At 40.9% G+C, this 23,240-nt stretch carries 16 protein-coding genes, 1 tRNA gene and 3 pseudogenes; 1 reads left to right on the forward strand and 19 read right to left on the reverse strand.

The annotated features are described in order from the left end of the window. Positions 1 to 90: 90 nt before the first annotated feature. The 13 genes and pseudogenes from ilvC to H7T99_RS09420 all read right to left on the reverse strand — a co-directional run. Positions 91 to 1,113 (reverse strand): ketol-acid reductoisomerase, encoded by a 1,023-nt coding sequence (gene ilvC, locus H7T99_RS09360; RefSeq protein ID WP_002885764.1) that lies wholly within the window; start codon positions 1,111 to 1,113, stop codon positions 91 to 93. A 75-nt stretch (positions 1,114 to 1,188) separates the two neighbouring features. Next, positions 1,189 to 1,665: an acetolactate synthase small subunit gene (gene ilvN / locus H7T99_RS09365; protein ID WP_002892046.1), complete on the reverse strand. Its 477-nt coding sequence runs from the start codon at positions 1,663 to 1,665 to the stop codon at positions 1,189 to 1,191. Next, positions 1,658 to 3,358, reverse strand: coding sequence for an acetolactate synthase large subunit (locus tag H7T99_RS09370; protein ID WP_037604114.1), 1,701 nt, complete (start codon positions 3,356 to 3,358; stop codon positions 1,658 to 1,660). The genes ilvN and H7T99_RS09370 overlap by 8 nt, the downstream gene beginning before the upstream one ends. Before the next feature lie 133 nt (positions 3,359 to 3,491). Next, positions 3,492 to 5,213: a dihydroxy-acid dehydratase gene (gene ilvD, locus H7T99_RS09375; RefSeq protein ID WP_037604112.1), complete on the reverse strand. Its 1,722-nt coding sequence runs from the start codon at positions 5,211 to 5,213 to the stop codon at positions 3,492 to 3,494. A 169-nt stretch (positions 5,214 to 5,382) separates the two neighbouring features. Next, positions 5,383 to 7,050 carry a DAK2 domain-containing protein gene (locus H7T99_RS09380; protein WP_037604109.1) on the reverse strand — a complete coding sequence of 556 codons (1,668 nt, stop codon included), beginning with the start codon at positions 7,048 to 7,050 and terminating at the stop codon, positions 5,383 to 5,385. Continuing rightward, on the reverse strand, positions 7,050 to 7,415 hold the full coding sequence (locus H7T99_RS09385) for an Asp23/Gls24 family envelope stress response protein (protein ID WP_002885694.1): 366 nt from the start codon (positions 7,413 to 7,415) through the stop codon (positions 7,050 to 7,052). The genes H7T99_RS09380 and H7T99_RS09385 overlap by 1 nt, the downstream gene beginning before the upstream one ends. A 111-nt stretch (positions 7,416 to 7,526) precedes the next feature. After that, on the reverse strand, positions 7,527 to 8,813 hold the full coding sequence (locus tag H7T99_RS09390) for an MATE family efflux transporter (RefSeq protein WP_037604104.1): 1,287 nt from the start codon (positions 8,811 to 8,813) through the stop codon (positions 7,527 to 7,529). Between the two features lie 60 nt (positions 8,814 to 8,873). Next, positions 8,874 to 10,358 (reverse strand): threonine synthase, encoded by a 1,485-nt coding sequence (gene thrC / locus H7T99_RS09395; protein ID WP_037604102.1) that lies wholly within the window; start codon positions 10,356 to 10,358, stop codon positions 8,874 to 8,876. A 159-nt stretch (positions 10,359 to 10,517) separates the two neighbouring features. After that, positions 10,518 to 11,495 carry a hypothetical protein gene (locus tag H7T99_RS09400; protein ID WP_037604099.1) on the reverse strand — a complete coding sequence of 326 codons (978 nt, stop codon included), beginning with the start codon at positions 11,493 to 11,495 and terminating at the stop codon, positions 10,518 to 10,520. A gap of 25 nt (positions 11,496 to 11,520) precedes the next feature. Continuing rightward, entirely contained in the window at positions 11,521 to 12,366 is an 846-nt protein-coding gene (locus H7T99_RS09405; RefSeq protein ID WP_037599313.1) for a hypothetical protein, read from the reverse strand. A 160-nt stretch (positions 12,367 to 12,526) separates the two neighbouring features. Beyond that, positions 12,527 to 15,139 (reverse strand): annotated as a pseudogene (gene adhE, locus H7T99_RS09410) (bifunctional acetaldehyde-CoA/alcohol dehydrogenase); the annotation flags it as partial. A gap of 115 nt (positions 15,140 to 15,254) precedes the next feature. Then, complete coding sequence (locus tag H7T99_RS09415; protein WP_037604094.1) at positions 15,255 to 17,150, reverse strand: M13 family metallopeptidase; 1,896 nt, start codon at positions 17,148 to 17,150, stop codon at positions 15,255 to 15,257. An 81-nt stretch (positions 17,151 to 17,231) separates the two neighbouring features. Continuing rightward, positions 17,232 to 18,551 (reverse strand): annotated as a pseudogene (locus H7T99_RS09420) (alpha-amylase family glycosyl hydrolase); the annotation flags it as partial. On the opposite strand from H7T99_RS09420, the pseudogene H7T99_RS09425 reads away from it, so the two are divergent. Then, positions 18,547 to 18,732 (forward strand): annotated as a pseudogene (locus tag H7T99_RS09425) (UTRA domain-containing protein); the annotation flags it as partial. The pseudogenes H7T99_RS09420 and H7T99_RS09425 overlap by 5 nt on opposite strands. Positions 18,733 to 18,785: 53 nt before the next feature. Here H7T99_RS09425 and H7T99_RS09430 read toward each other — a convergent pair. The 6 genes from H7T99_RS09430 to H7T99_RS09455 all read right to left on the reverse strand — a co-directional run bounded on the left by H7T99_RS09430 (position 18,786) and on the right by H7T99_RS09455 (position 23,091). Beyond that, entirely contained in the window at positions 18,786 to 19,346 is a 561-nt protein-coding gene (locus H7T99_RS09430; RefSeq protein WP_014632528.1) for a TIGR01440 family protein, read from the reverse strand. Positions 19,347 to 19,361: 15 nt separating this feature from the next. After that, positions 19,362 to 19,700, reverse strand: coding sequence for a hypothetical protein (locus H7T99_RS09435; RefSeq protein ID WP_073689700.1), 339 nt, complete (start codon positions 19,698 to 19,700; stop codon positions 19,362 to 19,364). Positions 19,701 to 19,732: 32 nt separating this feature from the next. Next, positions 19,733 to 20,089, reverse strand: coding sequence for a hypothetical protein (locus H7T99_RS09440; RefSeq protein WP_002892073.1), 357 nt, complete (start codon positions 20,087 to 20,089; stop codon positions 19,733 to 19,735). A 401-nt stretch (positions 20,090 to 20,490) separates the two neighbouring features. Further along, positions 20,491 to 21,372: a class II fructose-bisphosphate aldolase gene (locus H7T99_RS09445; protein WP_002885816.1), complete on the reverse strand. Its 882-nt coding sequence runs from the start codon at positions 21,370 to 21,372 to the stop codon at positions 20,491 to 20,493. A 145-nt stretch (positions 21,373 to 21,517) separates the two neighbouring features. After that, positions 21,518 to 21,603, reverse strand: a tRNA-Leu gene (locus H7T99_RS09450). 192 nt (positions 21,604 to 21,795) lie between these two features. Further along, positions 21,796 to 23,091 carry a glutamyl-tRNA synthetase gene (locus tag H7T99_RS09455; protein WP_037604092.1) on the reverse strand — a complete coding sequence of 432 codons (1,296 nt, stop codon included), beginning with the start codon at positions 23,089 to 23,091 and terminating at the stop codon, positions 21,796 to 21,798. Positions 23,092 to 23,240: the final 149 nt, after the last annotated feature.

The raw sequence follows: 23,240 nt of genomic DNA on the forward strand, positions 1-23,240 counted from the left end.
TCAGAATAGTTACTGTCTTATCTCTTTTTTTACTTAAAGCCTTGATAGACTTGACAAATGGTAGAAAAGAGCCTTTTCGAGACTATCACATTAGTTATAGATTTTGAATGCGTCGTCGTCGTTTTGACCAACGAATGGCATTGCTTTACGCAATTCAGCACCAACTTTTTCGATTTCAAGGTTAGCAGCTTCTTCACGGTAAGCAGTAAGTTTTGGACGTCCAGCCTTGTAGTCGTTAACGAAGTCGTTAGCGAATTTACCATTTTGGATGTCAGCAAGAACTGCTTTCATATTTTCTTTCACTTGTTCAGTGATAACACGTGGACCTGATACGTAGTCACCGAATTCAGCAGTGTTTGAAATTGATTGACGCATTTTCTTGAATCCACCTTCGTAGATCAAGTCAACGATCAATTTCATTTCGTGAAGCACTTCAAAGTAAGCCAATTCTGGAGCATATCCAGCTTCAGTCAAGACTTCAAAACCAGCTTCGATAAGGGCAGTCAAACCACCACAAAGAACTGCTTGTTCACCAAACAAATCTTCTTCAGTTTCTTCTTTGTATGTTGTTTCAAGAAGACCAACACGTGCTGCACCAACACCTTTACACCAGTCCATAGCGATGTCTTTAGCGTTACCTGTAGCATCTTGGTATACTGCGTAAAGTGCAGGAACACCAAAACCTTCTTCAAATGTACGACGTACCAAGTGACCAGGTCCTTTAGGAGCACACATGAAGACATCAACATCTTTAGGAACTTTGATGAATTCGAAGTGGATGTTAAATCCGTGTGCGAAACCAACAGCATTACCAGCTTCAAGGTTTGGAGCAATTTCTGCTTCGTAAAGTTCTTGTTGGATTTCGTCTGGAGCCAAGATCATGATAACATCAGCCAATTTAGTTGCTTCTGCTACTGTGTAAGTATCAAAACCATCTTCCTTAGCTTTATCAAATGATTTACCTGGACGAACACCGATGATCACATCGTGACCTGTATCACGCAAGTTTTGTGCATGCGCATGACCTTGTGAACCGTAACCGATAACGGCGATTTTTTTACCGTCAAGTGCTGCTACTTTTACGTCTTTTTCATATTCCATTTGAACTGCCATAGTAATATGTCTCTTTTCTAAAAAAATAATTTATTGCCTTTTTAAGGCTGGGTTAACAAATTTAAGTTGGATTTTTTAATCACGGGTAAATCCAGTAGCACCCGTACGAGCGATATTTTTGATTCCGTAAGGACGAATAACTCGTAGAAGCGCCTCGCTCTTTTCAGCATCACCAGTCATCTGGATAGTGATAGAGCTTGGTGCCACATCAACCACCGAAGCACGGAAAGGTTGAATAATCGCCAAGATTTCAGCACGTTTAGAGGTTGGTGCTGATACCTTAACTAGGATAACTTCACGTTCCAAGTGTGGCTGATCCGTGATATCACGGATGCGAATCACATCAATCTGACGATTAAGCTGTTTGATGATTTGTTCCACTTCATTTTGAGTATTCACATCAATAATAATCGTAATACGTGAAACATTAGGATCCTCAGAAGCCCCTACAGAGATACTTTCAATGTTAACTTGACGTCGTGAAAGAACACCTGTGAAGCGGTTAAGGACACCTGAACGGTTCTGAAGTTTAGCTGTTAACATTCTACGCATTGAACTTCACCCCCAACATTTCGTGATTACTCTTACCAGCCGGAACAATTGGCAAGACATGCTCTTTACGAGAGATATCCACCTCGATGAACATTGGCACGTCTTCCTTGATAACTTCCAAATCCTGATCAATTGTCTCTGGATTATCAAACTTGTAAGACTCAATGCCGTAAGCTTGAGCCATCAATTGGAAATCTGGAAGGGTATCAAAGACAGACTCTGATGTACGCCCTTCGTAGAAGGACTCTTGCCATTGACGTACCATACCAAGTGAGTGGTTATTCAACATAACAACCTTGATTGGCACCTTGTAAATATTTAAGATAGCCAATTCTTGATTCGTCATTTGGAAACCACCATCACCAACAAAGAGGATAACTTCTTTATCAGGATTAGCAATTTTAGCACCAATTGCTGCTGGAACACCGAACCCCATTGTTCCAAGACCACCTGAGGTCACCAATTGACGCTCATTTTGGTATGGATAATACTGAGCTGTCCACATTTGATGTTGACCAACGTCAGTAACAACAACGGCATCACCCTTAGTCAATTCACCGATACGCTCGATAACTGCCTGAGGCTGTACCATACGTTCTTTCTTATCGTAAGAACGTACACGCTCTTTGTCTTTTGTGACTTTTTCAATCCATTTTTCAGTGTTATTCTGAACCACTGGCTCTGCCAAGAGCATTTCAAGAGCTTGCTTGGCATCACCAACAACTGGAAGGTCCACTGCAATAATTTTACCAATCTCAGCTGGATCTACATCAATATGGACAACCTTAGCATTTTTAGCAAATGTTTTAGGATTACCTGTCAAACGATCATCAAAACGACAACCAATAGCAATCATAAAGTCAGCATCGGTCATAGCAATGTTAGCCGCATATGAACCGTGCATACCACCCATACCCAAGAAAAGGGGGTGGCTAGTAGCAATTGTCCCTTGTCCTAGAAGACTTGTGACAACTGGGATTTGGTAGCGTTCTGCAAAAGCAACTAGCTCCTTAGCAGATTCAGAATAAGAGACCCCACCTCCAGCTACAATAACCGGCTTCTTAGCTTTACCCAACTGCTTCAAGATTTTCTTGATTTGCATTTCGTTTGGTCTTAGCGTCGGTTGGTAACTTGGAAGATTAATTTCAGGATCGTTGATGAAGGCTGTTTCCTTAGCTACGACATCTTTAGGGAGGTCGATAACAACTGGACCAGGACGACCAGTTGTTGCAATATGAACCGCTTCCCTAATAATACGAGGAATATCAGCTGTATCGCGAATCTGATAATTGTATTTTGTAATCGGCATGGTAATTCCGACAATGTCAGCCTCTTGGAAGGCATCCTTACCAATACCTGGTGTTGCGACCTGACCAGTAAAGACTAGGAGAGGTACGCTATCACTCATAGCATCTGCAATCCCTGTAATAGCATTAGTGGCACCAGGACCACTCGTTACAAGAGCAACACCGAGTTTACCAGTTGATTTGGCATAACCTTCAGCTTCGTGCAGACTTCCTTGCTCATGACGAGATAAGATATGATTAATCTTGTCATTTTTGTAAATAGCATCATACAAAGGAAGAACCGCTCCGCCAGGATATCCAAAGATAGTTGAAATCCCAAGTTCAAGAAGTGTATCAAGAATCAAATCAGCACCAGAGCGTGCTTCTTTAAGTTCAATTTTCTTCACATGGACCTCCTTTAGTAGTTGTTTTTTTCGAATTGTCTAAAAATTCAAAACCTTGTATACTATGATAACATTTTTAACCAAATTTGCAAGGGTTTCAGAGAAAAATATCACAAACTCTTCGGAAAGAATGTTCTTAGTTTTTTTCTTGTGCTTGACGTTCTGCTTTACGTTCTTCGAATTCTTCGTCACTCATCAAAGTTCCGCCGACATTGGCTGATTTGGCAAAGGCTGTATAGCGACGCAACCAACCACTTGAAATTTTTGATTTGAAAAGTTTCAAATGTTTGCGACGTTCTTCAAGGGTTGCTTCATCGACAAGTAGATCAAGGGTACGATTTGGAAGATCAATCACAATTTCATCGCCATCTTCTATTAGGGCGATATTACCACCTTCTGCTGCTTCTGGAGAAACGTGACCAATAGCAATCCCACGAGTAGCTCCTGAGAAACGACCATCCGTAATCAGAGCCACATCCTTACCAAGACCGCGTCCGACAATCTTAGAAGTTGGTGCCAACATTTCTGGCATACCAGGTCCACCCTGAGGACCTTCGTAACGAATGACAACGACATGGCCCTTCTTAACTGTTCCATTGTCAATCAACTCAAGGGCTTGATCTTGTGAATCACAACAAATAGCTTTACCGCGGAAAGTTTTAACAGATGGATCTACACCACCGACCTTGATAACAGCCCCATCTTGAGCGATATTTCCGTAAAGGATCGACAAACCACCTACAGGTGAAATCGGATGTTCGATTGGATGGATAATTTCTTCATTTTTGATTTCAGCACCAGCTACATTTTCTTTCAAGGTTTTACCAGTAACTGTGATACGATCACCCTTGATGGCTCCTTTTTTGATCAACTGATTGATAATGGCTGGAACACCACCAGCTTCATGCACATCATGCATGGTGTAAACACTTGAAGGAGCAATTTTAGAGAGATAAGGTGTCTTCTTGGCAATTTCGTTAATGTCCTTAAGGTCATAGTCAATACCAGCCTCACGCGCAATAGCAAGGGTATGGAGAACAGTATTGGTTGAACCACCCATGGCCATATCTAGAGCAAAAGCATCATCGATAGCTTCTTTGGTCACAATATCACGTGGGCGAACATTGTTTTTGATGTTATCCATCAATTTTGTGGCTGCTTGACGAACCAATTCACGACGTTCATCTGAAACGGCTAGAACAGTACCGTTACCTGGAAGGGCAAGACCCAAAACTTCCATCAAACAGTTCATTGAGTTAGCGGTAAACATCCCTGAACATGAACCACAAGTTGGACAAGCATTTTTCTCCAAATAATCGAGCTCTTCCTTGCTCATATCTCCAGCCTGATAAGTACCTACAGCTTCAAACAAACTTGATAGCGTCGCTTGATGACCAGTCATGTCAACGCCACCCTTCATAGGTCCACCAGAACAAAATACTGCTGGCACATTAGTACGCATGGCTGCCAAAATCATCCCTGGCGTAATCTTATCACAGTTAGGAATATAGAAAACCCCGTCAAACCAGTGGGCATTAATAACTGTTTCTGCAGAATCGGCAATCAATTCACGAGATGGAAGACTGTAACGCATCCCAATATGCCCCATGGCAATCCCATCGTCCACACCAATGGTATTAAACTCAAAAGGAATACCGCCAGCCTCGCGGATAGCTTCCTTGGCAATATCTGCTAATTCACGCAAGTGAACATGCCCTGGAACAATATCAATATAAGAGTTACAAATAGCAATGAAGGGCTTTTGCATATCCTTGGCAGATTTAACTTGCCCAGTCGCATACAAAAGTCCGCGTGCTGGTGCCTTATCAACACCAACTTTGATCATATCACTTCTCATGATGTTACCTTCAATCTATAAAATTTCTTACAACATATGTTACCACTTTGGAAAGTAATGTCAAGGAATTTTCAGAATATTTCTGTAATTTCGAAAAGATGTCCCAACCGTATCAAAACTGACAAAACAAAAAGGAAGCCCTAAGACTTCCTAAATGATTATTTCAATATTATTCAACACTAAAGAGGTATGGATAAACTGGTTGGTCTCCTTGGAAGATTTCAACTTCAATATCTTCGTGAGCCTCTTCCAATTTTTCCGCAAGTGCTTGAGCTTGGTCTTGATTACCTTCTTCGCCGACGTAAATCATAACAATTTCACTGTCTTCGTCAATCATCTTGTCGAAAGTGTCAAGAATGGCTTGGTCCATATCTGGTGTAGACACAAGGATCTTACCATCAACCATACCAAGGATATCATTTTCATGAATCTCAAGACCATCAATAGTTGTGTCACGTACCGCCAAGGTCACGCTACCACTCGTTACATCTGAAAGACTAGCTGTCATAGCTTCAACGTTCGCTTCGATACTTTGACTAGGATCAAAAGCAAGCAAGCTTGTAAAGCCTTGTGGCACCGTACGCGTTTCAACAACAGCCGCATTGACATCTACTACTTCAGCAGCTGATTGTGCTGCCATAAAGATGTTTTTATTGTTTGGCAAGATGATAACATTCTTAGCATTAACCTGCTCAATAGCCTTAACAATATCTTCTGTTGATGGGTTCATTGTTTGACCACCTGAAATCACATAGTCAACACCTTGTGATTTGAAGATATCTGCAAGTCCATCTCCGGCAACAACTGCAATAAGGGCAAAGTCTTTAGGAGCAGAAGGTGCAGCTTGGATAGCCTCTTCTTTTTGAACTTGTGCATCGTGTTGGTTACGCATGTTGTCAACCTTAACTTTGACAAGAGCCCCATATTTAAGACCTTCTTGCATGACAAGACCTGGATCCTCAGTGTGGACGTGAACTTTGACAATTTCATCATCGTTAACAACAAGGAGAGAATCCCCAAGGTTACTCAAGTAATTTCGGAACTCTTCATAGTCAAAGTCTTTCACATAAGTTGGACCTTGTTTGAGACCAATCATGATTTCCGTACAGTAACCGAAGGTAATGTCTTCTGTTGCAACATGACCAGCAACTGACTTATGATGTTCTGCATTGATCATCTCTGTCATCGTAGCTGGTGTCGCTTGGAAGTCTTCTGAAGCGATATACTCACCTGTGAGGGCTGACAAGAAACCTTCATAAATGAAGACCAAACCTTGACCACCTGAGTCTACCACACCAACTTCTTTCAAAACTGGAAGCATCTCTGGTGTCTTAGCCAAAGCAGCTTTAGCTCCGTCAAGAGCTGCACGCATAACCTCAACAGCATCATTCGTAGATTCAGCTTTCTTAATCGCTGCTGAAGCTGCGCCACGTGATACTGTAAGAATTGTTCCTTCGACAGGCTTCATAACAGCTTTATAAGCAACTTCAACCCCTGCTTGGAAGGCATGAGCTAAATCTTGGCCGTCAAGTTCCGTTTTATCCTTGATACTTTGACCAAATCCACGGAACAATTGTGACGTGATAACACCCGAGTTACCACGGGCACCCATCAAAAGACCTTTAGACAAAATCTGACCAACTTCACCAACTGTTGAAGCTGATTGATCTGCGACAGCTTTGGCTCCGTTATCCATAGTCATTCCCATGTTTGTTCCAGTATCTCCATCTGGTACTGGGAAGACATTGAGTGAATTCACATATTCTGCTTGCTTACCTAGACGTGTTGCTGCCGCTTGGACCATCTCCTGAAGCAAGCTTGTTGTAATTTTAGACACTAGTTTTCTCCTACGACTTTAATATTTTGAACGTAAACATTTACCGTTTCAGCCTTGATACCGAGTTGATTCTCAAGATTAAATTTCACACGTTCTTGAATATTTTTTGAAACCTCACTAATCTTAACACCGTAACTCATAACAGTGTAGACATCCACAGTGATACCTGCATCAGTAGATTTCACGACAACTCCTTTTGCGTAGTTTTCTTTTCCAAGAAGTGCTTGAAAATTATCTCGGATAGCACTCTTACTTGCCATACCGACAACGCCAAAAATTTCTGTTGCTGAACCGCCAACTACTGTTGCGATGACATCATCTGACAATTCGATTTGACCATCTTTTGTATTGATTTTTACAGTCATAATTACTACCTCAAAAAGTTTTTATCAGCTTATTTTACCATATTCGAGCCTACTTGTAAAAAATAAGAAGAAGATACCCTTTGAATAAGAGTATCTCCTCAGTATTTATCATTAAAACTTTCTCTTTACGAGATAACGACGGTACATCACGTAGAGGAAGATCGCACGCCATACATTATCAACAACGGTTGCAATCCAGACACCAGCAAGACCCATTCCCAGACTCACCCCAAGGAAGTATCCTGAGAAAATTCGAATAATCCACATCCCAATAGTTGTCGCATAGAAAGGCATCTTAGCCTTACCCAGACCTTGCCAAACTGCTGTGTAAACTAAAGTCCCCGAAGTCACAGGATTCCCAAGGAAAGAATAAAGAATAACTACCTGACTAGCCGCAATAGCTGCTTTATTATCTGTAAAGAGATCTGATAATCCTTGGCCAAAGAGCAAGATACTCCCTGAAACCAGAACCATCAAGAAGGTGGAAATCCAATAAGACTCTCGTATAATACGCTTCATCTGCGTCTTATCCCCTCGACCCAGACTATTGGCAACCAAGATAACCGTAGCCGTAGCGACTCCCATACCAGGCATATAGTTAAACTGAGTGAGGTTTTCACCAATGGCGTTACCACCGACAACGGCTGTACCAAAGGTAACAATAATAGCCACGATGACCACATCTCCAGCACGCATCATCAGTCGCTCACCTGCTGCTGGCAGGGCAATGCCCAACAAATCTCTATTAAAAGGTTTGGTAATTTCAAGCTGCTTCACATCCAGTTTCATCGCTTGCCAGAGTATCACTGTCCCAACCAGACGAGAGAAAACCGTAGCCGTTGCGACCCCAATAATCCCCCAATGTCCCACAAAGATGGCTAAAGAAGATAAAATAGCATTTAGAACATTGGTCAAAAGACTGATGACCATGGAAATACGAGGTCGTCCCTTGGCCCGTAGGATGTTACCAAAAGTGGTCATCAAGGCTAGGAAAACCACTCCTCCACCGACAAGAGCAAGGTAGAGACTACCAGCCTGAGTCACAGATTGCTCAGTACCTAAAAGATTAAGAATGGCCCCACCACCAAAAATGGAAAGTAGACCAAGGATGAGACTAAGAGCAAGGGTAATAATAATAGCATCCCAAGTGTCTCGGTTAGTCGCTTTAACATCACCTTTTCCTAAACTCCTGGCAATGACACTGGCACTTGAGGCTCCTAGAGCAATAAAGATAGCTTGGTAAATCGTAATGATATTATTGGCTACGGAAACCCCCGATATAGCGACAATACCCACCTGAGCCACTAGGTAAGAATCGACAACCCCCATCAACATTTGTAGAAGGTTTTCGGCCATAGCAGGCAAGGCTATGTTTAGAATTTTCTTTGTTTCTGTCATAATATTCTTTTCTATATTGATAAAAATAGGGCTGATTTCTCAGCTCCTATTTTTTTATTCTTATACACCAAGATAGCTTTCAACTGCTTTTTGCATATCAGCTGCCGCAACAACTGTTTTATGGCGAACTTCTGCATGTTCAAGTCCATCTACAGCAGCTGGGATAGCTACACCTGAAAGTTGGTGCAAATCTTCTACTGCCTTGAAATCATTCCCACTATCTTTACCAGTGACAGCTGAAACTGCCACACGTGGGAATTTGTATGGGCTAGCTGTTGAAGCGATAACTGTTGGTGTGTGGTCATCTGTCTTTTGAACATATGCTTCGTAAACAGCTGAGGCAACTGCTGTATGAGGATCTTCGATATACTTGTCTTCATCATAGACACGCTTGATTTCAGCAGCTGTTTCATCCTCAGTTGCAAAACCTGCTGCAAACAAATCAAGAATATCTTTATCTGCATCAGCCAAAGTATACTCACCCTTAGTCACAAGTGCATCCATAAGCTCTTTAGTCTTAGTAGCATCATTACCAAGAAGGTGGAAAATCAAACGTTCCAAGTTAGAAGATACCAAGATATCCATAGAAGGGCTTGTTGTTACCTTGAAGTCACGTTTCTTATCATAAGTACCCGTTGCGAAGAAGTCTGTAAGGACGTTATTTTCATTAGAAGCACAGATTAATTTGCCAACTGGAACACCAATCTGACGTGCATAATAAGCCGCCAAGATATTACCAAAGTTTCCTGTTGGTACTGTGAAGTTCACCTTATCTCCGTTTTGGATATGACCTGCCTTAACCAACTGTGCATAGGCATATACATAGTAAACCACTTGTGGTACCAAACGACCAACATTCATTGAGTTAGCTGATGAGAATTGCGTATGATGAGCCAACAATTTCTCACGCAAATCAACATCATTAAACATACGTTTCACATCTGTTTGGGCATCATCAAAGTTACCATCAATGGCAATAACGTGCGTATTAGCTCCTGTTTGAGTGGTCATTTGCAATTCTTGGATTTTTGAAACACCGTCTTTTGGATAAAAGACAATGATTTCAGTTCCTGGAACATCTGCAAAACCAGCCATGGCAGCTTTACCAGTGTCACCTGATGTCGCTGTCAAGATAACGATTTTATTATCAACACCTTGCTTTTTAGCTGATGTTGTTAGCAAGTATGGCAAGATTGAAAGGGCCATGTCTTTGAAAGCGATGGTAGAACCATGGAAAAGCTCAAGGTTGTAGTGGTTCTTAAGTTTAACTACTGGTGCAATGGCAGCTGTATCAAACTTGTCATCATAAGCATTTGTGATACAGTAATCCAATTCCTCTTCAGTAAAATCATCCAAGAAAGCTGACAAGACCAATTTAGCAACTTCTTGGTAAGAAGCATCTTTCAATTGATCAAAGTCCAAAGTAACCTCAGGCGTTGACAACGGTGTGAACAAACCACCATCTGTTGCCAAACCTTGAAGAATAGCCTGACTAGCTGTTACTTTATTATTTTCGTCACGTGTTGATTGGTATACAAGTGTCATGGTAAATCCTCTTTTTAGATAGTCTGTGGCTCTATTGTAGCATAATTGTCAGAATATTTCTACACGTATTGTGACTTGTGAGAAAATCATCCGGATATCACCTTATTCTTTCCTCTCAAAGACATGAAAAAATCCGGAATAGCTATTCCGGATGTCATCTTAAAATTTATCTTTGGTGTCATTCTTAGTTGAGAAAGTAATATCTTTTGATTTGCCATCACCACTAAGCGTTACTTTCTTATCTTTTTTAGTCACTTTTAGCTCTTGGCCTTTTTTCACATTGAGACCATCAATATCAACGTCTTTGTTGACAGAAGTAACAGTCATCTTATGTCCCAAACGGCTAACCTTCCCTTTGAAAAGGGTTGTCGTTGTTTCGCCTGTCTTCGAATCATACTTTTGACCACTGTCTTTCGCAGCTTTTTCAAGAGCTTCATCAAGTTCTTTTTCTATGGTTTCCTCACTGTAATAGTTTTCAAAGGAATCTCCATAAAAGGCTTTAAATAAATCTCCAAAGGCTGAGAAGGACTTCTGAACCCTCTCACGATAGTCCTTGATATAAGTTTTCTTATCAAAAGTATAGCTAGCAGTAACCTTCGCATTGCTACCTTTTACTTTCATGGTTACAGCAGTATCTGTAAAGTACTTTTCAAGCTCCTTACTATCCAAGTCTGTCAAACTTTCAGACATGCTTGAACTATACTCTCTACCTAGAGAACTACTGTACCATTTGCCATCAATATTACCTGTCACATAACGGTAAGTCATAAAGCCACCGATACATAAGAAGACAAGGACTACCGCTGACAAAACTGAGACTAGGATGCGTTTTTTCTTTTTGGGATCCATTTGTTTCTTAGGAGCCAAATTTGCCATAGCTGCTTGCCCTTCTGGAAAAGCAACCGTAGAAGGTGCAGTTGCTGTTACTACTGGTGCCGTTTCTGTTGGTAGAGGACTAGTGCTTGTCTCGACGATTTCTGCCTCAACCTTAATAGGTTCAGTAGTAGCTGTATCTTCAGTTTTAGCCGGTGCTTCATTAACAAACTCCCCAGCTTTCAAAGCATCTGCCATTTCCTGAACACTCGGCTTGCGTCCGTTTACCGTTTCAAAATAGTCCAACCATTCTGCTCTTGTCATTTATATTCCCCTTTAATTTCCTTTTTTATTTATTTTTTGTAAAGCTAATGTCACCAAATTCACTGTGTGCCTTAATAGTAAAGCCTCCATTGTTAGGCGTATAATCTAATACATCACCTTTTTTAAAAGCATCTGAATCTCCAGCCTTATCCACAGTGATTGTTTGCTCCCAACGGTTAATATCACCCGTAAAAGCAGTTGTTGTGACACGACCGGTTTTGGCATCGTAGGTATAACTCTTTGGAAGTTCTTTCTTCACTGTCTCATCAAACTGTTTATAGTAGTCTTTTTCTGACAATGAATAACTATCAAAAACCTCCGAGAACTCCTCGCCGTACTGACCTTTCAATTCAGTAACTCTACTCTGGTAAGCCTGATAAAGACCTTTACGATTGTAAACAAAGCTCACTTTTAAGTGAGCCTTATTGTCAGTAATACTCATTACTGTATTGATATCGGTGATAAGATCTTGACCTTGTGGTAAAGCATTACTAACTTTATTCTTAGTATTAGCAGTATCTTTCAGAGTGGCTAACATTTTCTCACTAAAGGTTGGGCTTGTCCAATCGCCCTCAATGCTTGCGGCTCGATAACGGTATCCCATCACGAGACAAACAATCAAAAGTATGGTGAGTATCGCTGCAATCACACCTGATACCATCCCCACAATATTCTTTGCGGTTACTGGCTCCTTTGATTCTTTTACTTGTTGACTAGGATTGAATTGAACACTCACCATCCTATCAGCATTAAACTCTTTAAACTTATTAGTCGCTCTATTCCCTGCTGCAGAAGCCACTGGTGGCCTCAATTCACGAGACTTGAGAGGATGTGCTGTTTCACCCAAACTAAGCCCTTCTTCTTTTGTCATAGGAATCTCCTTATCTCGCTGTAAGGTTATTATAACAATTCTTAAAGCGTTTTTCTATCTTATTCGGGAAAGTACTTTATTTTTAATTTGGATAAACACTCTAATATAGAAGGTTTCTAGCAAAAAAAGTAGCCCTTATAGAGCTACTTTAGTCTATCGCTTATCCTTTATAATCAAAGGCAATTTCGATGATTTCTTTCAATTCTGAAATAAGTGGTTCTTTCGGATTAGCTGTTGTACATTGGTCTTCATAAGCATGTTCGGCCAAAGTATAGGCAGTGTCTTGAAGAAGTTTCTTAGTAACACCTTGCCCCTTCCAGTTCATGGCAATACCAACGGCAATACCCAATTCGTATACTTTTTGTGCCAAAACTTCAACTAATTCAGCATCTGATTGCTTGTCAGTGCCCCATCCCATGAAACGAGCGATATCTGCGTAATCTTTGTCTGCACGGAAGTAGTCATATTTAGGGAACATAGCGTGTTTTTGAGGATCACGACCGTTGTAACGGATAACGTGAGGCATCAAAATCGCATTAGTACGTCCGTGTGGAATGTCAAACATAGGACCAACCTTGTGAGCTAGTGAGTGGTTGATACCAAGGAAGGCATTTGCGAAGGCCATACCAGCCATTGTTGACGCATTATGCATTTTTTCACGTGATTCTTCATCACCAAAGCGGTAAGAATGTTCAAGATTTTCAAAAACAAGTTTAACTGCTTGGAGTGAAAGCCCACGTGTATAGTCACTAGCCATGACTGATACATAAGATTCAATGGCGTGAGTCAAAACGTCCATACCTGTATCTGCTGTAACGCTGGCAGGTACACTCATAACCAAAGCAGGGTCAACGATAGCAATGTCCGGAGTCAAAGCATAATCTGCCAATGGGTACTTGATATGAGTTTCACTATCAGTGATAACCGCAAATGACGTTACTTCTGAACCTGTACCTGAAGTTGTTGGGATACAGATGAATTGTGTCTTCTGAGCGTAAGGAATCTTGTAAGTACGTTTACGGATATCCAAGAATTTTTGTTTAGCACCGAAGAAGCTTACATCTGGGTGTTCAAAGAACATCCACATAGCCTTAGCAGCGTCCATTGCAGAACCACCACCAAGAGCGATGATTACATCTGGTTGGAAATCTACAAAGCGTTCCAAACCTTTATAAACGGTATTAGTAGATGGGTTTGGCTCAACATCTGAGAAAACATCTACTGCCGGTCTGTGGCGGTTAAGTTCCAATTGGCGTTTAACCAAGTCTGCATAACCAAACTGAACCATACCAGGGTCACAAACCAACATCACGCGCTCAGCTTCAATGTGACGCAAGTAAGTTATTGAATCTTTTTCGAAGAAGATTTTTGGTGGGACGCGAAACCATTGCATGTTATTGCGACGCTTTGACAATGTTTTGACATTCAAGAGATCAAATGAGCTAACATTGTGTGACACTGAGTTATGACCGTATGAACCACAACCAAGAGTCAATGATGGAATCATGTTATTGTAGATATTACCGATACCACCTTCAGCTGATGGGCTATTAACCAAGACACGGCAGGCTTTCATGCGGATACCATATTGGAGTTGGAGCTCTTCATTTTCAGTGTGAATAACAGCGGTGTGTCCAAGACCACCCAAATTGAGCATGCCTTCTGCTTTTTTGAATCCATCTTCAACACCATCAGATTTGATAAGAGCAAGTACTGGAGACAATTTTTCCAAGGCAAGTGGGTGTTCCATTGTTGCATCTGGAATTTCTGCCAAAAGCATTTTTGTACCTGCAGGAACTTTAAGGCCAGCTTTTTCAGCAATTTCAATAGCTGAGTGACCTACAATGGCACCATTTACAGCTGTACGCGCTTCATTAAGAACGACTTTTTCCAATTTAGCAATATCAGCTTTTTTAGAAATGATGACACATTGATGTGCTTCAAATTCAGCCTTAACTTCGTCATAAATAGCTGCATCAACGATAGCTGCTTGTTCAGACGCACAAATCATACCATTATCAAAAGTTTTTGAAACGATGATATCGTTGACCGCACGTTTAACCTTAGCATCAGCAGCGATATAAGATGGGACGTTTCCGGCTCCTACACCAAGCGCTGGTTTACCAGTTGAATAAGCAGCCTTAACCATTCCAGGTCCACCAGTCGCAAGTACTGTGGCAATCTTAGGATGGTTCATCAAAAGACCAGTTGCTTCGATAGATGGCTCTTCAATCCACTGGATGCAGTCCTTAGGTGCACCTGCTTCAATAGCTGCATCACGAACAATACGAGCAGCCTCTGCAGATGATTTCTGAGCTGATGGGTGGAAGGCAAAGATGATAGAGTTACGTGTCTTAAGAGCAATGAGGGCTTTGAAAATGGTTGTTGAAGTTGGGTTAGTTGTTGGTGTAACCCCACAGATAACACCAACCGGCTCAGCGATAGAAACCAAACCTTGTTCTTTATCTTCAGCAATAACGCCTACAGTTTTGTCATATTTAATACTATTCCAAATGTATTCAGAAGCATACATGTTCTTTATGGCTTTATCTTCGTAAATACCGCGCCCTGTTTCATCAACGGCCAATTTTGCCAAATACATGTGTTTATCTAGAGCAGCAATCGCAGCTTGGTGAACAATATGGTCCACTTGCTCCTGCGTAAAGTTAGCCATAGCATCAAGGGCTTCAACCCCTTTTGTTGCCAATTCATCTATTACTGTTTGAACATCTTTAGTTTGTTTAGTCATATGAAACTCCTTTGAATACTTGTTAAAAACTTCACAATCTTTAACACAAGTATATTATAGCGTTTTCTAGTCGCTATGTAAACCCTTACAACGATAAAAATAAAGAAATCCGGCCATTTTTGGACAGATTTCATCATTATTACCAAATAATCACGCGATCTTCTGGGGCACGCCACATGTCATCGCCCTCTTTAACGTCAAATTCCTTGTGGAATTCGTCGAAGTTTGGTAGTTGAACATTGGTACGGAGTTTTCCTGGTGCGTGGACATCAACACTTGCAAGAAGTTGCATATATTCTGTCCGAGCTTTCATGCGCCAGATGCGAGCAAAGTTGGTGAAGAATTCTTCTGCTGAAAAATTCTCCTCTTTCTTAGCGGCTTCAAGGGCTGCAGCGATGCCTCCAAGGTCCGCTACGTTTTCAGAAACAGTCAATTTCCCATTAATCTTAGCACCATAAGAGTCTTGGCCTTCAAACTGATCGATAACTTTTTGGGTACGAGCGGTAAAGGCTTCGTAATCTTCTGGCTTCCACCAGTCTTTCAAGCTACCATTCTCATCAAAGGAAGCACCATTGGTATCAAAGGCGTGTGAAATTTCATGAGCAATGACCGCACCAATTCCACCGTAGTTAGCTGAGGAAGATTGATGAAGGTCATAGAAAGGTGCCTGCAAAATCGCAGCGGGGAAGACGATTTGATTTTGTTGCGGATCATAGTAGGCATTGACCATATTTGCTGGCATGTGCCACTCGCTCCGATCAACTGGTTGGTTCCACTTACTCCAGCTATGAGCAATTGAAATTTCATAAAGGGCTTGAGCATTTTCCACCAAGGTCTTGCTCTCGTCGATGATCTTCTTGGCATACGTTTCTGGTAATTTTTCAGGGTAGCCAATATGAGGTGTGATGACATTGAGCTTGACAATGGCTTTTTTACGAGTCTCAGGAGCGAGCCAGTCTGCTTTTTCTAGACGATCCTTGTAGACCTCAATCATGGTCGCTACTTTATGCTCCACGTCTGCTTTTGCTTCTGGTGAGAATTTTTCACCTGCATACCAGAGTCCAAGCGCTTGGCTATATGGTACTTCTGCTATTGATAAGGCTGCTTTTTCTTTTGGACGAGGTTCTGGAATACCTGCAATCGTACGACTATATTCACCAGCCAAAACACGGATTTCTTCGGTCAAGAATAAAGTCCAAGAAAGAGCTGCACCGAGTTTCAATTTGGCATGAATGCTCTCCCAGTTGGTTGCTGAGTAGAACTTTGGCGCGAATTCCTTCCAGAAACGCTCTTCTGGGACGATAATTTTATCTGGTGTTTGTCCAATGACTTCCGTAAAGAAGGCATCGAGTGGCAATTCTGGAACCAAGGCCTTAAAATCTGCCCATTCATAGGGATGATAGAGTTTGTTGTACTCTGATTTTTCTTCGTTTGACAAGACATACTTTGCCAATTCTACATCCGCTGCAATGACCTTATCCAAGATATCCTTGATTTCTGCCTCTGAGAAGTCAAATTTTGGTAAGAGTTTTTCCATCATCTGGCGCCAGATAGCCAACAATTCTGGACCTTTTTCATTACCTTCTTCATAATAGGTTGTATCTGGCAAAATCAAACTAAGCGCTTCTCCCCACAGGACATTCATTTGCGCATTCATAAAGTCTGGTGACACGCCAAATGGCATGAGATTAGGTTTGCCAGCTAGTTCATAGGTGCCCAACTTGCTGGTATAGTCTTCAAAAGAAGACAGAGCCTTGATTTCATTGATCAAGGGCATGGCTGGAGCCACACCAGCTGCTTCTCGTGCATCAAAATCAGCTACCATCTTGTGGTATTTGACAAAGTTTTGCAGAATGCTATCTTCAGGCAATTCTTCTCCTCTTTGCCATTTTCCAGTGATATCCAACATCAAGTTTTCGATATCTCGATCCAAGTCCATAAAGCCACCAGTCGAAGGTTTATCATCTGGAATGACTGCTGTCTCAGCCCATTCCCCATTGACGTAATCATAAAAATCATCTTGTAAGCGTGTCATTACACTTCCTCCATCAACATTAAAAGTGCTTTCATTATAACAAAATTCCCCAGCAAAAGCATTTACTGAGGAAAGTTTGGCTTATTTTACTAAGATTGCTAGGGTTTGATAAGGCTTAAGACTTACCTTTTCAGCAAGCTCTGCATCATCATAGTTTGACAAGAGCACGCGCCCTGCTTGGTATTCTTCTGGAATCTCCACTTCAGCTTCACTTCCATAGAAATTATTGAGCACCAAGAGTTTTTGACCGGCTAAGTGGCGTTCAAAAGCGTAGACTTCTTGACTATCCTCAAATGCTGGCTGATAGCTTCCTTCTGAAATGATAGGCATTTCTTTGCGCAAGCGAATCAATTCTTTATAGAATTTAAAGATTGGTCCATCGATTTCATTTTCAACGTTGATGTCTTTATAAGATTTACTGACTTTCAACCATGGAGTGCCTGTTGAAAAACCTGCATTCTCAGAAGCATCCCATTGCATGGGTGTACGCGAATTATCACGTGATTTGGCTTGAATGTTCTTGAAAGCTTGCTCAGGAGACTTACCTTGATCCAAAAGCATCTGGTAGGCATTGATGGATTCCACATCCACGTAATCTACCATAGAATCATAATCTGGATCAATCATCCCGATTTCTTCGCCCATGTAGATATAAGGTGTTCCACGTGATAGGTGAATGCTAGCTGCTAGCATGGTCGCTCCTTCATTACGGAAGTTCTTGATATCCACAAAGCGATTCAAGGCACGTGGCTGGTCATGGTTATTCCAGAAAAGGGCACTCCAACCACCTCGTTCACTCATTTCCTTGCCCCATGTATGATAGAGACGTTTGAGCTCTTCAAAATCAAAGGGAACAATGGTCCATTTTTGACCATCTTCATAGTCGACTTTCAGATGATGGAAGTTAAAGGCCATAGACAACTCGTGACGCTCCGGTGCTGAATAGAGAACACAGTTGTCAATGGTTGTCGAGGACATCTCTCCAACTGTCATAAAGCTATCATCAGAACCAAAGGTCGCTTCATTCATCATACGAAGATAGTCATGGACAATTGGTTTATCCGTATAAGCTGGTTTCCCTTCATTTTCAGGGCAATCTACCAAGACTTCATCTTTCCCAATCAAATTGATCACATCGAAACGGAAGCCTTTGACTCCCTTGTCACGCCAGAAGTTGATCACCTTGAACAACTCCTTGCGGACATTGGGATTGCGCCAATTAAGGTCCGCCTGTGTTTCATCAAAGAGGTGAAGATAGTATTTCCCTGTATCTCCAAAAGGAGCCCAGGCAGAACCACCAAATTTAGACAACCAATCGGTTGGTTGGTCCTGAATAAAGAAGAAATCTTGATAATACTGGTCTCCAGCCAAAGCTTTTTGGAACCACTCATGCTCCAAAGAAATCACTATTGATAATGCTACCGATCAAGATAAGATTCTTATCGACCTAGGTAAAGACCAGCACGTTGTTTGTATCCGTTCTAAAGTTTATTTAACTAATGGAAAACAGTTCCAATTTACGGAAAGTCGCCACAAACTTGAAAAATTCAAATTTGTCGATTATGCCAAGCGTCGTCATTGAAAGAAAGGGCTCTGCTAACAGAAAAAGTATCGGACATTCTTGTCCGATACTTTTTAGTTTTTACGGATAGGATCTGCTAGATACTCAGCACGAGCTCCACCAATTAACTTAGGACGACTCGCCAAAGCAGTCACATGAGCACCACCTAATTCTGGAGTAATCGGGCGAAGAGGAACTTGGACCCTCTTCACATGCATACCAATAGAGGTATCCCCAATATCGATACCAGCCTGAGCGACAATTTCCTCCACCTCAACAGGATCCTTCATATAGTCGAAAGCAGCCAGCTGACCACTTCCCCCAGCATGCAAGGTCGGAAGAACATTAACAATTTCCAAATCTTTAGCCATGGCGAGCTCACGCTCAACAACCAAAGCACGATTCAGATGTTCGCAGCCTTGAACAGCCAAGTAAATTCCTTTAGGTTCCAAAACTTCAAGAATCGTTTTCACAATTCGTTGGCCAATTTCACGGCTAGAGGCTTTTCCGATTATCCCACCAGCGACCTCACTGGAAGACAATCCCAAGACAAAGATAGCTCCTCGCCCAATAGCGGAACGTTCAACAATATCTTCTACAAGCACACGTGTCTTCTCTTCTAAATCTAGCAACATCACAACAGCCCTCCTTTAGACAACAGCTGTATTCAGGATTCGCACAATAAGATAGTACAGAATCACAAAAAAGATAAGGAAAAATACCCCTAATAATAATAACTGCCCACGGCGTTTCTTACTTAGGTCCCAGGAGAAACCAAATCCCATCAAAAAAGGACCAACACTATAACTTAGCATAAACCATAAATCTACACGTGCTATATGCCAAAAAGAAGAAATAAAGGCAACCAAACCTATTAAGGATAATATCCAAGAAAACTCCCAACGATCTGATTTAGCAAAAGCCAGGCCTATTAAGAAGCAGCCCAAGGCAGGCATGATAATAAATGATAGGGTCATAAAATAAAACATGCCATTATTATAGCATGTTTTACAGTTTCATGTTAGTGGCGGTTAATGACACCATAAGCAATAGTGAATGCAATAGCAGCAATACCTACAACGATTGCCATGACAGCCCAGAAAATAGTCATCGCACGGCGTCCCTTGCGATTGTTAAAAGGAAGTCCCCAACCAATCATGATGACACCTAGCAATCCAAGCCAGATTTTATAAGTGATAACAATCGCCGCATCAAAATAGGCAAAAGCAACCAAACCTAAACCTAGCAAAGAAATCAAATAAGACCACTTACCCTTCAAAAATGAAGGCAAGGCCCAACCAAACAATACTAAACCTAGTAGAGCAAGAGCTCCACCACCAAAAAATACAGGTACAATATAATTATCAAACATATTCATATTATAGCATATCTTAAAAAGTTAGGAAATAGAATCTATCGACCTAAGTGATATCCAATCTTTAAAATTTGTTTCCTCTCAATCATAGATTGATTCGCAGATACTAACTATTTATTTGGGTACAAAAAACAAGACCCAGAAAGGACCTTGTTTTAATAGCCTAATTGCGCTTTGTTTGCACTACATCTATAATCAAAAGGGACTGACATTTAGAAAGTGTGGCAAATCTGTGGCAAAACATAAGAAAAAAGCTTGTCCATATTGGACAAACCCTTTCATTTCAAGCTTATATAGTCTAATTAAGCTTTGTTTGCTCCCAATCACAGATTGATTCGCAGACACTAACTATTTATTGGGTACAAAAAAACAAGATCCAGAAAAGACCTTGTTCTTTTTTTCAACTAAGCTTTGTTTGCTGAACCGAATACGTCGATACGTTCTTCAACAGCTTCTGTAATAGCTTCGAAACCTGGTTTCAAGAATTTACGTGGGTCGAAGAGTTTCTTCTTGTCGTATTCTGCTTCATTTGCTTCGTATTCAGCAACAAATTTACGTGTTGCGTTAGCAAATGCGATTTGACATTCAGTGTTAACGTTAACTTTAGCAACACCAAGTTTGATAGCTTCTTGGATTTGATCGTCAGGAATACCTGATCCACCGTGCAATACGATTGGGAAGTTAGGAACAGCTTCTGTCAATTTTTGCAAGTGGTCAAGGTGAAGTCCGCTCCAGTTTTCTGGGTAAGGACCGTGGATGTTACCGATACCTGCTGCAAGGAAGTCGATACCAGTTGCAACCATAGCTTTAGCATCTTCGATTGGTGCCAATTCACCATCACCGATGATACCATCTTCTTCACCACCGATTGTACCAACTTCAGCTTCAACTGATACACCGTTAGCGTGTGCAAATTCAACAACTTTAGCTGCTTTTTCAAGGTTTTCTTCAACTGGAAGGTGTGAACCGTCAAACATAACTGAAGTATAACCTACACGGATACATTCCAAAGCGTCATTGTAGTGACCGTGGTCAAGGTGAATAGCAACTGGTACAGTGATACCCATTGATTCAACCAATTCTTCGATAAGGACTTTACACAATTTGTAACCACCCATGTACTTAGCTGCACCCATAGAAGTTTGGATAAGTACTGGAGCTTGTTTAGCTTCTGCTGCACGCAAGATAGCTTGAGTCCACTCAAGGTTGTTTGTGTTAAATCCACCAACTGCGTAACCATTATCACGAGCTGCTTGGACAAATTTTTCTGCTGAAACGATTGCCATTATAAAGGCCTCCTATATTTTTTTGGGTTTGAACCCGTTTACAAGTTTATTCTATCACAATTGAACTCAAAAAACTAGCTTTTCTACAATTTGTAAGCGTTTTGATTTTTTAATATAAAAAAACCAGTCATGTGACTGGTTACTCTGCGGAAAGAGGGACTTGAACCCTCACGACCTAAAGCGGTCACAGGATCCTTAGTCCTGCGCGTCTGCCAATTCCGCCATTTCCGCTAACAACATTAGTTATTATATCAAGATTGACAACTCGTGTCAATACTTTTTTGAAAGTTTTTTAGTAACTTTCTCTTGTCTCTTTCGAAACAACTATTATATAATACCATTTATTGTTTGCTGACGTCAATACTTTTTTGACTTTTTTTAAAATTTTTAGCAAAAACTATCTATCATATCTCTTGTCAAAGGTTAAGCTAAACTCTTATTCAGCCTATCTAATTTCTCTCTAAGGGGAGCTAAGTAAACTTCTTCTCCAAAACCACGCGATTTTAAGCCATCCTCAGCACAAGACAATAACGATTCTGTCAAAGGTAAAATCATTTTGAGGTCTGTAGCAGAAATATCTTTTTTCGAAAATAAACGACGAATTCTAGGGTAATCATAGTCAAATGCTTCAAAAAAAGGTGAGTCATTCAAAATATTTTCTAGATTTACCAAATTGACTAAAAGACCAAGGTGAAAGGCTGCTGGCGCAAAGGTTGATGAGAAAGGTTGGGTACATACACTACGAAACTCAATAGTCCCTCGTGTCGTTAAATCTTGGAATTGATAAGAACGATGAGTCTTAAAATCTTCCTCACTTGGTTCAATAGTGACCACTTGGCCACGAATAGAGTGTGCTTTGATAGATGGCATACTTAGATAGTCTTTAGCACGTATTGGTTCAAAATAGTAGGTTTCGTCACCACGCTTAGCAGTAAAAATGGCTGTCTCAGACAAGTAAGAAAAATAGTCATCTTCATTCTTAAATACCTTAGGAAATACTCCTGCATTTTCCTCAAACACACCATGCATGGAATTCTCCCAGAAAACATCACGGGAAAGCGCTAAATCCCAATCAGAATCCCAAAACTCAGAGTTTGCCAATAATACTGCCTTGGGTCCCTCTATTTGGTTAAAAGCATTTAAGACTCTTAAATAGGATGTTTTTGAAACATCTAATTGTACCTGACTCCCACAGATGAAAGAAGCATATTCTGGATAATCATGAAAGAAAGGATCGTTCTTTGCTTTAGATAGCTCGAGAAAATCCATAAGCATTTCATAACGAGGAGATTTAACAGGTCTGTTGTCATTTTTTGCCCAGTTTGGATTCACTCCCCAACCTTGCAACTCATGATTATGATTCTGAAGATAGGATTGGATTATACTGAGGTAAGTATCCAGACGTTCCTCAACCTCAGAAATTCTCTCAGCCTTTGCAAAAGCAAACTCGATCGTATTGTACGAAACTTCAAAAAGAATCATGTCTCCAGAAGCTTTATCGATAAGCTGAATAGGATTATTATAAGAATCATACTTATCAGCTTGAAAATCAAAATTATCCAAAAGATAGACTAGTAACTGTTTTGTAAGAGAGACATCTGTAGCATTACCACTCAAATTAACAACTGGGTATTCCAACTCAATCCCCACAAATAATTCGGGTTGCTCCTTAATTGGCTCATAGTACCTTTGCTTAAGCAATTCCTTGGCTGTTGTCAAAATAATGTCCCCCTTTTTAAAATAAGCTTATTCCATTATATCAAAATATTCAGACGATTTATAGACAAAAAAGGCTCTATAATTTCTGTAGTGGGTAAAACCACTGTAGAGATTATAGAGCTTTTTAAGTGTACACAAAAAGTCCCATA

Source organism: Streptococcus sp. 17.1, from assembly GCF_016648655.1.
GTDB classification, from domain to species: Bacteria; Bacillota; Bacilli; order Lactobacillales; family Streptococcaceae; genus Streptococcus; species Streptococcus salivarius_E.